This is a genomic window from Staphylococcus caeli (assembly GCF_900097965.1).
GTDB lineage: Bacteria > Bacillota > Bacilli > Staphylococcales > Staphylococcaceae > Staphylococcus > Staphylococcus caeli.
This window is the reverse complement of record NZ_FMPG01000003.1, coordinates 40,161-52,296: the sequence shown is the minus strand read 5'-3', so window position 1 is coordinate 52,296 and position 12,136 is coordinate 40,161. Positions and strand designations below refer to the sequence as shown.

Below are 12,136 nucleotides of genomic sequence, written 5' to 3'. Positions count from 1 at the left end.
CAATTACCAATAAGGAGGTAAACGACAATGGCTCTAAAAAAATATAAGCCAATTACTAATGGTCGTCGTAATATGACTAGTTTAGATTTCGCTGAAATTACGAAAACTACACCTGAAAAGTCATTATTACAACCGCTACCGAAAAAAGCGGGACGAAATAACCAAGGTAAATTGACAGTTCGCCATCACGGTGGAGGACACAAACGTCAATACCGTGTTATTGATTTCAAACGTAATAAAGATGGTATCAATGCTAAAGTTGATTCAATCCAATATGATCCAAACCGTTCAGCAAACATTGCATTATTAGTTTATGCTGATGGTGAAAAACGTTATATCATCGCTCCAAAAAACCTTAAAGTAGGTCAAGTACTTGAAAGCGGTGAAAATGCAGATATCAAATTAGGTAATGCATTACCATTACAATTCATTCCAGTAGGTACTGTAATCCACAATATCGAGTTAAAACCTGGTAAAGGTGGGCAAATTGCTCGTTCAGCTGGTGCTAGTGCACAAGTACTTGGTAAAGAAGGTAAATACGTTTTAATCAGATTGAGATCTGGTGAAGTTCGTATGATTCTTTCAACTTGCCGTGCTACTATTGGTCAAGTTGGTAACATCCAACATGAACTTGTAAACGTTGGTAAAGCAGGACGTTCTAGATGGAAAGGCATTCGCCCAACAGTTCGTGGTTCTGTAATGAACCCTAACGATCACCCACACGGTGGTGGTGAAGGTCGTGCACCTATCGGTAGACCATCTCCAATGTCACCTTGGGGTAAACCTACGCTTGGTAAGAAAACTCGTCGTGGTAAAAAATCTTCAGACAAACTTATCGTTCGTGGACGTAAGAAAAAATAAAAATAACTTATTTACGTGTGCGGCTTAAATAGCTGCACGCATACAATAAGAAGGGAGGCGCCACTATGGCTCGTAGTATTAAAAAAGGACCTTTCGCTGATGATCATCTTATGAAAAAAGTTGAAGCACAAAGCGGAAGCGAGAAAAAACAAGTAATCAAAACTTGGTCACGTCGTTCAACTATTTTCCCTGATTTTATCGGACATACATTCGCTGTATATGATGGACGTAAACATGTGCCTGTATTCGTAACTGAAGATATGGTTGGTCACAAATTAGGAGAATTTGCACCAACGCGTACATTCAAAGGTCACGCTGCAGACGACAAAAAAACTAGAAGATAATTTCTAACAGGTAGAGGAGGAAATTCCAATGGAAGCAAAAGCGGTTGCTAAAACAATAAGAATCGCACCTCGTAAAGTTAGATTAGTATTAGATCTAATTAGAGGCAAGAGTGCTGGAGAAGCTATTGCAATTTTAAAATTAAAAAACAAAGCTTCATCACCAGTAGTTGAAAAATTATTAATGTCCGCTTTAGCGAATGCTGAACATAACTATGACATGAACACTGATGAATTAATAGTTAAAGAAGCATATGCTAATGAAGGACCAACGTTAAAACGTTTCCGTCCACGTGCACAAGGACGTGCAAGTGCGATCAACAAACGTACAAGCCACATTACAATCGTCGTAAGTGACGGTAAAGAAGAAGCTAAAGAAGCTTAATATATTTTTAAGGAGGGAACACTGTGGGTCAAAAAATTAATCCAATCGGACTTCGTGTTGGTGTAATCCGTGATTGGGAAGCTAAATGGTATGCAGAAAAAGACTTCGCATCATTATTACACGAAGATTTAAAAATCCGTAAATTTATTGATAACGCATTAAAAGAAGCATCAGTTTCTCATGTAGAAATCGAACGTGCTGCTAATCGTATCAACATCGCTATTCATACTGGTAAACCAGGTATGGTAATCGGTAAAGGCGGTTCAGAAATTGAAAAACTTCGTAACAAATTAAACGCTTTAACAAGCAAAAAAGTACACATCAACGTAATCGAAATCAAAAAAGTTGATTTAGATGCAAAATTAGTTGCTGAGAATATTGCAAGCCAGTTAGAAAACCGTGCTTCATTCCGTCGTGTACAAAAACAAGCTATTACAAGAGCAATGAAAATTGGTGCTAAAGGTATCAAAACTCAAGTATCAGGCCGTTTAGGCGGAGCTGACATCGCTCGTGCTGAACAATATTCAGAAGGAACTGTTCCACTTCATACACTACGTGCTGACATCGGTTATGCGCATGCAGAAGCTGACACTACTTACGGTAAATTAGGTGTCAAAGTATGGATTTATCGTGGAGAAGTTCTTCCTACTAAGAACACTAGTGAAGGAGGAAAATAATAATGTTACTACCAAAACGTGTAAAATATCGTCGTCAACATCGTCCTAAAACAACTGGTCGTTCTAAAGGCGGTAACTATGTAACATTTGGTGAGTATGGTTTACAAGCAACTACAACTTCTTGGATCACATCTCGTCAAATCGAATCAGCTCGTATTGCAATGACTCGTTATATGAAACGTGGCGGGAAAGTTTGGATTAAAATCTTCCCACATACACCTTACACTAAAAAACCTTTAGAAGTACGTATGGGTGCTGGTAAAGGTGCAGTAGAAGGCTGGATTGCAGTTGCAAAACCAGGTAGAATTTTATTTGAAGTCGCAGGCGTTAACGAAGAAGTTGCGCGTGAAGCATTACGTTTAGCAAGTCACAAACTTCCAGTTAAAACTAAGTTTGTAAAACGTGAAGAATTGGGTGGTGAACAAAATGAAAGCTAAGGAAATTAGAGACTTAACCACTTCAGAAATCGAAGAGCAAATCAAATCTTCAAAAGAAGAGCTTTTTAACCTACGCTTTCAGTTAGCTACAGGTCAATTAGAGGAAACTGCACGTATTCGCACAGTAAGAAAAACGATTGCACGTCTAAAAACTGTTGCTCGTGAAAGAGAAATTGAACAAGGTAAAGCGAATCAATAATTCAATTGAAAGAGGAGGTTACTAAAGTGAGCGAAAGAAATGATCGTAAAGTTTATGTAGGTAGAGTCGTTTCCGATAAAATGGATAAAACGATAACTGTACTTGTTGAAACATACAAAACGCACAAGTTATATGGTAAACGAGTAAAATACTCTAAAAAATACAAAACTCATGATGAAAACAACTCAGCTAAATTAGGGGACACAGTTAAAATTCAAGAAACACGTCCTTTATCAGCAACTAAACGTTTCCGTTTGGTAGAAATTGTTGAAGAATCAGTAATTATTTAATTAAATAGTGAAGATAAAGGAGGTTTAACTCATGATCCAACAAGAAACACGATTAAAAGTAGCAGATAACTCTGGTGCACGTGAAGTTCTTACAATTAAAGTATTAGGTGGATCTGGTCGTAAAACAGCTAACATCGGTGACGTTATCGTAGTAAGTGTTAAAAATGCTACACCAGGTGGCGTTGTCAAAAAAGGTGAAGTAGTTAAAGCTGTTGTAGTACGTACTAAATCTGGCGTACGTCGTAACGATGGTTCATATATCAAATTTGATGAAAATGCATGTGTCATTATCCGTGATGACAAAGGCCCACGTGGTACTCGTATTTTTGGACCTGTCGCTCGTGAACTACGTGAAGGAAACTTCATGAAAATTGTATCATTAGCTCCAGAAGTACTTTAATAAAACATTTATAAATATATATAAATTTAAGGAGGTGCCACACATGCATATCAAAAAAGGTGACAACGTAAAAGTTATCGCAGGTAAAGACAAAGGTAAAGAAGGTAAAGTTGTTTCAACTGAACCTAAAAAAGACCGTGTCGTTGTGGAAGGTGTCAATGTTATCAAAAAGCACCAAAAACCAACTCAATTTAATCCTGAAGGTGGAATCTTAGAGACAGAGGCAGCAATCCATGTTTCTAACGTACAGTTATTAGATCCTAAAACGAATGAACCTACTCGCGTTGGTTATAAATTCGAAGATGGTAAAAAAGTTCGTATCGCTAAAAAATCAGGCGAAGAAATTAAATCTAATAATTAATAATTAATTGAAAGGAGGATCCACTGTGAACCGTTTAAAAGAAAAATTCAACTCTGAAGTTACTCAAAACTTAGTTAAACAATTTAACTATAGTTCAGTAATGGAAGTACCAAAAATAGAAAAAATTGTTGTAAATATGGGTGTCGGTGACGCTGTACAAAATACTAAAGTATTAGATGATGCTGTAGAAGAGTTACAAGCTATCACTGGACAAAAACCATTAATCACAAAAGCTAAAAAATCAGTAGCAACATTCCGTTTACGTGAAGGTATGCCTATCGGTGCGAAAGTTACACTTCGTGGTGAAAGAATGTATGACTTTTTAGATAAATTAATTGCTGTATCACTTCCACGTGTACGTGACTTCCAAGGTGTATCTAAAACTGCATTCGATGGTAGAGGTAACTACACTTTAGGTGTTAAAGAACAATTAATTTTCCCAGAAATTGACTATGACCGAGTAAGTAAAGTACGAGGAATGGATATCGTTATCGTAACGACTGCTAACACTGACGAGGAAGCTCGTGAATTGTTATCACAATTCGGTATGCCATTTCACAAATAATCTCTAAAGGAGGCTAATTAAGTGGCTAAAACTTCAATGGTTGCTAAGCAACAAAAAAAACAAAAGTTCCAAGTACGTGAATATACGCGTTGTGAACGCTGTGGTCGTCCACATTCTGTATATCGTAAATTTAAATTATGCCGTATTTGTTTCCGTGAATTAGCTTATAAAGGCCAAATCCCTGGCGTTCGTAAAGCTAGCTGGTAATAGAAAATAGTCTGAAAGGAGGCAACAATCAATGACAATCAACGATCCAATTGCAGATATGCTAACTCGTGTAAGAAACGCTAACATGGTGCGTCACGATAAATTAGAATTACCTGCATCAAACATTAAAAAAGAAATTGCTGAAATTTTAAAGAGTGAAGGTTTCATTAAAAACGTAGAATACGTTGAAGACGATAAACAAGGGGTTATCCGTTTATTCCTTAAATATGGTCAAAACAATGAACGTGTTATCACTGGTTTAAAACGTATCTCAAAACCTGGTTTACGTGTTTATGCAAAAGCTAACGAAGTACCTAAAGTACTTAACGGTTTAGGAATTGCATTAGTTTCAACTTCTGAAGGTGTTATAACTGATAAAGAAGCTAGAAAACGTAATATCGGTGGAGAAATCTTAGGTTACATTTGGTAATAATAAATAATAAGGAGGTGCGATAACATGAGTCGTGTTGGTAAAAAAATTATTGACATCCCTAGCGACGTAACAGTAAGTGTTGAAGGTAACACAATCACTGTTAAAGGTCCTAAAGGTGAATTATCAAGAACAATGAATGAAAGAATGACATATAAACAAGAAGAAGGCACTTTAGAAGTTGTAAGACCAACTGATTCTAAAGATGATAGAACAGTACATGGTACAACTCGTGCTTTAATTAACAATATGATTTTAGGTGTTAAAGATGGATACCAAAAAACACTTGAGCTTGTTGGTGTAGGTTACCGTGCACAAATGCAAGGTAAAGACCTAATCTTAAACGTTGGTTACTCTCATCCAGTTGAAATCAAAGCTGATGAAGGTATTACTTTCGGTGTTGAGAAAAATACAACAGTAACAGTTGCTGGTATTTCTAAAGAACAAGTTGGAGCAATCGCTTCTAACATTCGTTCAGTAAGACCTCCAGAGCCTTATAAAGGTAAAGGAATTCGTTACCAAGGTGAATACGTTCGCCGTAAAGAAGGTAAAACTGGTAAATAATAAATAACTTTCAGAAGAAAGGAGTATTAAGATGATCAGCAAAATTGATAAAAATAAAGTGCGTCTAAAAAGACATGCACGTGTACGTAATAAATTAGCTGGTACAGCTGAGAAACCACGTTTAAACATCTATCGTTCAAACAAGCACATCTATGCACAAGTTATAGATGACGTAAGTGGTAAAACATTAGCACAAGCATCAACACAAGAAAAAGATTTAGCAAATGAATCTGGTTCAAAAGTTGAATTATCAGCTAAAGTTGGCGAAACTGTAGCTAAAAGAGCTAGCGAAAAAGGCGTTAAAACTATCGTATTTGACCGTGGAGGATATTTATACCATGGCCGTGTGAAAGCTTTAGCAGATGCAGCTCGTGAAAATGGTTTAGAATTTTAATTTAAAGGAGGGACATTTACATGGCTCGTAGAGAAGAAGCGAAAGAATTTGAAGAACGCGTTGTTACAATTAACCGTGTTGCGAAAGTTGTAAAAGGTGGTCGTCGTTTCCGTTTCACTGCATTAGTAGTAGTTGGAGATAAAAACGGTCGCGTTGGTTTCGGTACTGGTAAAGCACAAGAGGTACCTGAAGCAATCAAAAAAGCAGTTGAAGCAGCTAAGAAAGATTTAGTTGTTGTTCCACGTGTTGAAGGTACTACACCTCACACAATTACTGGACGTTTCAGTTCAGGTAGCGTATTTATGAAACCAGCTGCACCTGGTACTGGTGTTATTGCAGGTGGCCCTGTTCGTGCGGTATTAGAATTAGCAGGTATCACTGATATCCTAAGTAAGTCATTAGGTTCAAATACACCAATTAACATGGTTCGTGCTACAATCAACGGATTAAAAAACCTTAAAAATGCTGAAGATGTTGCGAAGTTACGTGGCAAATCAGTAGAAGAATTATACAATTAAGAAGGAGGGAAAATAAGTTATGGCTAAATTACAAATTACCCTCACTCGTAGTGTTATAGGTCGTCCAGAAACACAACGTAAAACTGTTGAAGCTTTAGGTTTGAAAAAAACAAACTCTTCAGTAGTTGTTGAAGATAACCCTGCTATTCGTGGGCAAATCAACAAAGTAAGTCACTTAGTGACAGTAGAAGAAAAATAAATTTAAGGAGGTGCCGAAATGAAATTACATGAGTTAAAACCAGCAGAAGGTTCTCGTAAAGTTCGTAACCGCGTTGGACGTGGTGCTGCTACTGGTAACGGTAAAACTAGTGGTCGTGGACAAAAAGGTCAAAAAGCGCGTTCAGGTGGTAGTGTAAGACCAGGCTTCGAAGGTGGTCAATTACCATTATTCCGTCGCTTACCAAAACGAGGTTTTACTAACATTAACCGTAAGGAATATGCTATTGTTAACTTAGACCAACTTAATAAATTTGAAGATGGTACTGAAGTAACTCCTGCTTTATTAGTAGAATCTGGTGTAGTTAAGAGTGAAAAAGCTGGTATTAAGGTACTAGGTAATGGTTCACTTGATAAAAAACTAACAGTTAAAGCTAGCAAATTCTCTGCATCTGCAGCAGAAGCTATTGATGCAAAAGGCGGAGCACACGAGGTGATCTAATGTTTGAAACGCTTGTGAGCTTCTTTAAAACAAAAGAAGTTCGTAATAAGATCTTTTTTACTCTCGCAATGTTAGTAATTTTTAAAATAGGTACTTATATTCCCGCACCTGGTGTGAACCCAGCTGCTTTTGACAGTCAACAAGGTTCTCAAGGTGTCACTGACTTGTTAAATACATTTGGTGGCGGAGCCTTGAAGAACTTTTCTATCTTTGCCATGGGTATAATGCCTTATATAACTGCTTCAATCGTTATGCAGTTATTACAAATGGATATTGTTCCGAAGTTTTCAGAGTGGGCAAAACAAGGTGAAGCAGGTAGAAAGAAATTAAATAACGTTACACGTTATTTTGCGATTATACTTGCGTTTGTCCAATCAATTGGTATGGCTTTCCAATTTAATAACTACTTAAAAGGACAATTGATCATGGATCAATCAATTTTAAGTTATTTATTAATTGCTGTTGTTTTAACAGCTGGAACTGCATTCCTAATTTGGTTAGGTGAACAAATCACTCAATTTGGTGTTGGTAATGGTATTTCTATCATTATCTTCGCAGGTATTTTGTCTTCATTACCTTCATCCTTAATCCAGTTCTATCAACAGGCCTTTGTAGGTCAAGATGATACGTCTATGGCTTGGTTGAAAGTAATCGGCTTAATTATTGGAATGATACTATTGACAGTAGGTGCGATATACGTATTACAAGCTATTCGTAAAATTCCAATTCAGTATGCGAAGAAACAATCAGCACAGAGATTAGGTTCACAAGCAACTTATTTACCTTTAAAAGTTAACTCTGCAGGTGTTATTCCTGTTATCTTTGCAATGGCATTCTTCTTGTTACCAAGAACATTGACATTGTTTTTCCCTGACGCAAGTTGGGCGCAAAAAGTTTCAGACGTGGCAAACCCATCGAACAATATCGGTATGATTGTATATGTAGTGCTTATCATAGCATTTGCATATTTCTATGCGTTTGTCCAAGTGAATCCCGAAAAGATGGCAGAAAACCTAAAAAAACAAGGAAGTTATGTCCCGGGTATTAGACCTGGTGAACAAACAAAAAAATATATTACTAGAGTTCTCTATCGTTTAACTTTTGTAGGATCAATATTCTTAGCTGTAATAGCGATTCTTCCAATTTTTGCAACTAAAGTAATGGGCTTACCTCAATCTATTCAGGTTGGTGGTACAAGTTTACTAATTGTAATTGGTGTAGCGATTGAAACAATGAAAAGTCTAGAAGCTCAAGTGAGCCAAAAAGATTATAGAGGCTTTGGTGGTAGATAAATTGTAGGAGGGCATTTATGAATATCATTTTAATGGGTTTACCTGGCGCAGGTAAAGGAACTCAAGCGAGTGAAATTGTTAAGAAATTCCCAATTCCACACATATCTACTGGCGACATGTTCAGAAAAGCGATTAAAGATGAGACTGATTTAGGCAAAGAAGCTAAATCATACATGGATCGTGGAGAATTAGTCCCTGATGAAGTTACTGTGGGCATTGTTAAAGATAGAATATCTGAAGACGATGCGAAAAAAGGATTCTTACTTGACGGCTTCCCTCGTACTATTGAACAAGCTGAAGCATTAAATAATATCATGCAAGAATTAGATAGAAAAATTGATGCAGTTATCAATATAGAGGTACCTGAAGAAGAATTAATGAACCGCCTTACAGGTCGTAGAATCTGTGAAAAATGCGGAACAACTTATCATCTTGTATTCAATCCTCCAAAAGTTGATGGTATTTGTGATCTTGACGGCGGTAAATTATATCAACGTGAAGATGACAACCCAGAGACAGTTGCAAATCGTTTAAATGTCAATGTTAAACAATCTAAACCTATCTTAGAGTTCTATGATACTAAAGATGTGTTAATTAACATTGATGGTTCTAGAGATATTAAAGTCGTTACAAAAGACGTCATCGATATTTTAGAAGATTTAAAATAAGATCAACTTTGTACGGTCTATGTAATGCCAAAGGTATAATTAAATAAGAGTGACAATGCGATTACGTAATTCATTATATTAGTTAGACTGATTAACAACACTTATAGACACGTATGGTTAGAGTTGATTTTTGACGATAACCAACTATTTCATAAAGGGGGAAGTTAATTAATGGCTAAACAAGATGTAATTGAATTAGAAGGTACTGTATTAGATACTTTACCAAATGCAATGTTTAAAGTAGAATTAGAAAATGGTCACGAGATTTTAGCTCACGTTAGTGGTAAAATTAGAATGAACTATATTCGTATTCTACCTGGCGACAAAGTAACAGTAGAAATGTCTCCGTATGATTTAACACGCGGAAGAATTACGTATCGTTCTAAATAATCGTCACTCCATAATATAGGGAGGTTTAAAAATGAAAGTAAGACCATCAGTAAAACCAATTTGCGAAAAATGTAAAGTCATTAAACGTAAAGGTAAAGTAATGGTAATTTGTAGCAACCCAAAACATAAACAAAGACAAGGCTAATAAAGAGAGGTGTAAATAATTATGGCACGTATTGCAGGAGTAGATATTCCACGTGAAAAACGTATTGTTATTTCTTTAACTTATGTGTATGGTATCGGTACTACTACAGCTAACAAAATTGCTGAAGCAGCTAACGTATCACCAGAAACTCGTGTTAAAGACTTAACTGATGATGAATTAGGTCGTATCCGTGAAGTTGTTGACAGCTATAAAGTAGAAGGTGACTTGCGTCGTGAGCAAAACTTAAACATTAAACGTTTAATGGAAATCTCATCTTACCGTGGTATCCGTCACCGTCGTGGCTTACCAGTTCGCGGACAAAAAACTAAGAACAATGCTCGTACTCGTAAAGGCCCAGTTAAAACTGTAGCTAACAAGAAAAAATAATAGGTAAAGGAGGCAAAATTTAAATGGCACGTAAACAAGTATCTCGTAAACGTAGAGTGAAAAAGAATATTGAAAATGGTGTGGCTCACATCCGTTCAACATTCAACAATACAATCGTAACTATTACTGATGAATTTGGTAATGCGTTATCATGGTCATCAGCAGGTGCACTAGGATTTAAAGGATCTAAAAAATCAACTCCATTTGCAGCTCAAATGGCATCAGAAACTGCTTCAAAATCAGCTATGGAACATGGCTTGAAAACTGTTGAAGTTACTGTAAAAGGTCCAGGTCCAGGTCGTGAATCAGCTATCCGTGCGTTACAATCAGCTGGATTAGAAGTAACTGCAATCCGTGACGTTACTCCAGTACCACATAATGGTTGTCGTCCACCAAAACGTCGTCGCGTATAATTTTATTGTTATTGTCGCAGGTCACTGAGAAATACAGTACAAATCAAGTCGACGTAATCAAGGAGGATATTTGTAAATGATTGAAATCGAAAAACCTAGAATTGAAACAATTGAAATTAGTGATGATGCTAAATTCGGTAAGTTCGTTGTTGAACCACTAGAACGTGGCTACGGTACTACACTAGGAAACTCCTTACGTCGTATCCTACTATCTTCATTACCAGGTGCAGCCGTTAAGTACATTGAAATCGAAGGTGTATTACACGAATTCTCAGCTATAGATAATGTTGTTGAAGATGTTTCTACTATTATCATGAACATCAAAAAACTAGCATTAAAAATCTATTCTGAAGAAGACAAAACTTTGGAAATTGATGTTAAAGATGAAGGCGATGTAACTGCAAGTGACATTACTCATGATAGTGATGTTGAGATTTTAAATCCTGATATTAAAATTGCAACAGTTTCAAAAGGTGGACACTTAAAAATCCGTCTAGTTGCTAATAAGGGTAGAGGTTACGCATTAGCAGAACAAAATAAAACTAGTGATTTACCAATTGGTGTAATTCCAGTGGACTCACTTTATTCACCTGTTGAACGTGTAAACTACACTGTAGAAAATACACGTGTGGGTCAAAGTAGTGAATTTGATAAATTGACTTTGGATGTTTGGACTAATGGTTCAATCACACCTCAAGAGTCTGTATCATTAGCTGCAAAAATCTTAACTGAACATTTAAATATCTTCGTTGGATTAACTGATGAAGCGCAAAATGCTGAAATCATGATTGAAAAAGAAGAAGATCAAAAAGAAAAAGTGCTTGAAATGTCTATTGAAGAATTAGACTTATCAGTACGTTCTTATAACTGTTTAAAACGTGCAGGAATTAATTCTGTTCAAGAATTAGCTGATAAATCTGAAGCAGATATGATGAAAGTGCGTAATTTAGGCCGTAAATCTTTAGAAGAAGTTAAATATAAACTTGAAGACTTAGGTTTAGGTTTAAGAAAAGAAGATTAATATAAAGGAGGTTAACTCATGGGTTACAGAAAATTAGGTCGTACTTCTGATCAACGTAAAGCAATGTTACGTGATTTAGCTACTTCACTTATCGTTAGTGAACGTGTTGAAACAACAGAAGCGCGTGCAAAAGAATTACGTAGTGTTGTTGAAAAATTAATCACTTTAGGTAAAAAGGGAGATTTAGCTTCTCGTCGTCAAGCTGCTAAAACGTTACGTAACGTTGAAATCTTAAACGAAGATGAAACTATTCAAACTGCATTACAAAAATTATTCGGTGAAGTTGCTGAACGTTATACAGAACGTCAAGGCGGTTACACTCGTATTCTTAAAGTCGGTCCTCGTCGCGGAGACGGTGCTGAGTCAGTAATTATTGAATTAGTTTAATTTAAATATGCGTACTACTATATATAAAGCAAATGAGTGCAACGATAATGTTTGCCACATACAAATATTGTCTAGCTCAGAGTACCCCATCAAAACTTAATAAAATTTAAAGCGTGAACTCAAAATTGTGATGGGGTGCGCGCTTT

25 protein-coding genes are annotated in these 12,136 nt (G+C 36.3%); all 25 read left to right on the top strand.

Features of this window, described 5'->3' with window-relative positions; genetic code table 11:
• Window positions 1-27: 27 nt before the first annotated feature.
• The 25 genes from rplB to rplQ all read left to right on the top strand — a co-directional run bounded on the left by rplB (window position 28) and on the right by rplQ (window position 11,990).
• Window positions 28-861: a 50S ribosomal protein L2 gene (gene rplB / locus BJS11_RS05130; RefSeq protein WP_069995248.1), complete on the top strand. Its 834-nt coding sequence runs from the start codon at window positions 28-30 to the stop codon at window positions 859-861.
• Between the two features lie 65 nt (window positions 862-926).
• Window positions 927-1,205, top strand: a complete 279-nt coding sequence (gene rpsS / locus BJS11_RS05125; RefSeq protein WP_069995249.1) for a 30S ribosomal protein S19 — start codon at window positions 927-929, stop codon at window positions 1,203-1,205.
• Between the two features lie 28 nt (window positions 1,206-1,233).
• Window positions 1,234-1,587 (top strand): 50S ribosomal protein L22, encoded by a 354-nt coding sequence (gene rplV / locus BJS11_RS05120; RefSeq protein ID WP_002482617.1) that lies wholly within the window; start codon window positions 1,234-1,236, stop codon window positions 1,585-1,587.
• A 23-nt stretch (window positions 1,588-1,610) separates the two neighbouring features.
• Window positions 1,611-2,264, top strand: a complete 654-nt coding sequence (gene rpsC, locus BJS11_RS05115; RefSeq protein ID WP_069995250.1) for a 30S ribosomal protein S3 — start codon at window positions 1,611-1,613, stop codon at window positions 2,262-2,264.
• Window positions 2,265-2,266: 2 nt separating this feature from the next.
• Window positions 2,267-2,701: a 50S ribosomal protein L16 gene (gene rplP / locus BJS11_RS05110; protein WP_069995251.1), complete on the top strand. Its 435-nt coding sequence runs from the start codon at window positions 2,267-2,269 to the stop codon at window positions 2,699-2,701.
• Window positions 2,691-2,900 (top strand): 50S ribosomal protein L29, encoded by a 210-nt coding sequence (gene rpmC / locus BJS11_RS05105; protein ID WP_002482620.1) that lies wholly within the window; start codon window positions 2,691-2,693, stop codon window positions 2,898-2,900. Before rplP ends, rpmC begins: the two co-directional genes overlap by 11 nt.
• A gap of 26 nt (window positions 2,901-2,926) precedes the next feature.
• Window positions 2,927-3,190, top strand: a complete 264-nt coding sequence (rpsQ, locus tag BJS11_RS05100) for a 30S ribosomal protein S17 (protein ID WP_002482621.1) — start codon at window positions 2,927-2,929, stop codon at window positions 3,188-3,190.
• Between the two features lie 31 nt (window positions 3,191-3,221).
• The gene (gene rplN, locus BJS11_RS05095) at window positions 3,222-3,590 is read left to right on the top strand and encodes a 50S ribosomal protein L14 (RefSeq protein WP_002482622.1); all 369 of its coding nucleotides are present in this window, start codon (window positions 3,222-3,224) and stop codon (window positions 3,588-3,590) included.
• A 43-nt stretch (window positions 3,591-3,633) separates the two neighbouring features.
• A complete protein-coding gene (gene rplX, locus BJS11_RS05090; protein WP_048792964.1) occupies window positions 3,634-3,951 on the top strand; it encodes a 50S ribosomal protein L24 in 318 nt (105 codons plus the stop codon).
• A 25-nt stretch (window positions 3,952-3,976) separates the two neighbouring features.
• Entirely contained in the window at window positions 3,977-4,516 is a 540-nt protein-coding gene (gene rplE, locus BJS11_RS05085) for a 50S ribosomal protein L5 (RefSeq protein ID WP_069995252.1), read from the top strand.
• Between the two features lie 21 nt (window positions 4,517-4,537).
• The gene (locus BJS11_RS05080; RefSeq protein WP_002482625.1) at window positions 4,538-4,723 is read left to right on the top strand and encodes a type Z 30S ribosomal protein S14; all 186 of its coding nucleotides are present in this window, start codon (window positions 4,538-4,540) and stop codon (window positions 4,721-4,723) included.
• A 31-nt stretch (window positions 4,724-4,754) separates the two neighbouring features.
• Window positions 4,755-5,153, top strand: coding sequence for a 30S ribosomal protein S8 (rpsH, locus tag BJS11_RS05075; protein WP_017722932.1), 399 nt, complete (start codon window positions 4,755-4,757; stop codon window positions 5,151-5,153).
• A gap of 27 nt (window positions 5,154-5,180) precedes the next feature.
• Complete coding sequence (rplF, locus tag BJS11_RS05070) at window positions 5,181-5,717, top strand: 50S ribosomal protein L6 (RefSeq protein ID WP_069995253.1); 537 nt, start codon at window positions 5,181-5,183, stop codon at window positions 5,715-5,717.
• Between the two features lie 31 nt (window positions 5,718-5,748).
• Window positions 5,749-6,111, top strand: coding sequence for a 50S ribosomal protein L18 (gene rplR, locus BJS11_RS05065; protein ID WP_011302601.1), 363 nt, complete (start codon window positions 5,749-5,751; stop codon window positions 6,109-6,111).
• A gap of 20 nt (window positions 6,112-6,131) precedes the next feature.
• Window positions 6,132-6,629 (top strand): 30S ribosomal protein S5, encoded by a 498-nt coding sequence (gene rpsE / locus BJS11_RS05060; RefSeq protein ID WP_011302602.1) that lies wholly within the window; start codon window positions 6,132-6,134, stop codon window positions 6,627-6,629.
• A 19-nt stretch (window positions 6,630-6,648) separates the two neighbouring features.
• A complete protein-coding gene (gene rpmD, locus BJS11_RS13575) occupies window positions 6,649-6,828 on the top strand; it encodes a 50S ribosomal protein L30 (RefSeq protein ID WP_002482630.1) in 180 nt (59 codons plus the stop codon).
• 18 nt (window positions 6,829-6,846) lie between these two features.
• Window positions 6,847-7,287 (top strand): 50S ribosomal protein L15, encoded by a 441-nt coding sequence (gene rplO, locus BJS11_RS05050; protein WP_069995254.1) that lies wholly within the window; start codon window positions 6,847-6,849, stop codon window positions 7,285-7,287.
• Entirely contained in the window at window positions 7,287-8,579 is a 1,293-nt protein-coding gene (secY, locus tag BJS11_RS05045) for a preprotein translocase subunit SecY (RefSeq protein ID WP_069995255.1), read from the top strand. Before rplO ends, secY begins: the two co-directional genes overlap by 1 nt.
• Window positions 8,580-8,596: 17 nt before the next feature.
• On the top strand, window positions 8,597-9,247 hold the full coding sequence (locus BJS11_RS05040; RefSeq protein ID WP_069995256.1) for an adenylate kinase: 651 nt from the start codon (window positions 8,597-8,599) through the stop codon (window positions 9,245-9,247).
• A 171-nt stretch (window positions 9,248-9,418) separates the two neighbouring features.
• Window positions 9,419-9,637, top strand: a complete 219-nt coding sequence (gene infA / locus BJS11_RS05035) for a translation initiation factor IF-1 (protein WP_069995257.1) — start codon at window positions 9,419-9,421, stop codon at window positions 9,635-9,637.
• Window positions 9,638-9,668: 31 nt separating this feature from the next.
• Entirely contained in the window at window positions 9,669-9,782 is a 114-nt protein-coding gene (gene rpmJ / locus BJS11_RS05030; RefSeq protein ID WP_002482634.1) for a 50S ribosomal protein L36, read from the top strand.
• 21 nt (window positions 9,783-9,803) lie between these two features.
• Window positions 9,804-10,169 carry a 30S ribosomal protein S13 gene (gene rpsM, locus BJS11_RS05025; RefSeq protein ID WP_069995258.1) on the top strand — a complete coding sequence of 122 codons (366 nt, stop codon included), beginning with the start codon at window positions 9,804-9,806 and terminating at the stop codon, window positions 10,167-10,169.
• A 23-nt stretch (window positions 10,170-10,192) separates the two neighbouring features.
• Entirely contained in the window at window positions 10,193-10,582 is a 390-nt protein-coding gene (rpsK, locus tag BJS11_RS05020) for a 30S ribosomal protein S11 (protein WP_000101625.1), read from the top strand.
• Between the two features lie 76 nt (window positions 10,583-10,658).
• Complete coding sequence (locus BJS11_RS05015) at window positions 10,659-11,603, top strand: DNA-directed RNA polymerase subunit alpha (protein ID WP_069995259.1); 945 nt, start codon at window positions 10,659-10,661, stop codon at window positions 11,601-11,603.
• An 18-nt stretch (window positions 11,604-11,621) separates the two neighbouring features.
• Window positions 11,622-11,990, top strand: coding sequence for a 50S ribosomal protein L17 (rplQ, locus tag BJS11_RS05010; RefSeq protein WP_069995260.1), 369 nt, complete (start codon window positions 11,622-11,624; stop codon window positions 11,988-11,990).
• Window positions 11,991-12,136: the final 146 nt, after the last annotated feature.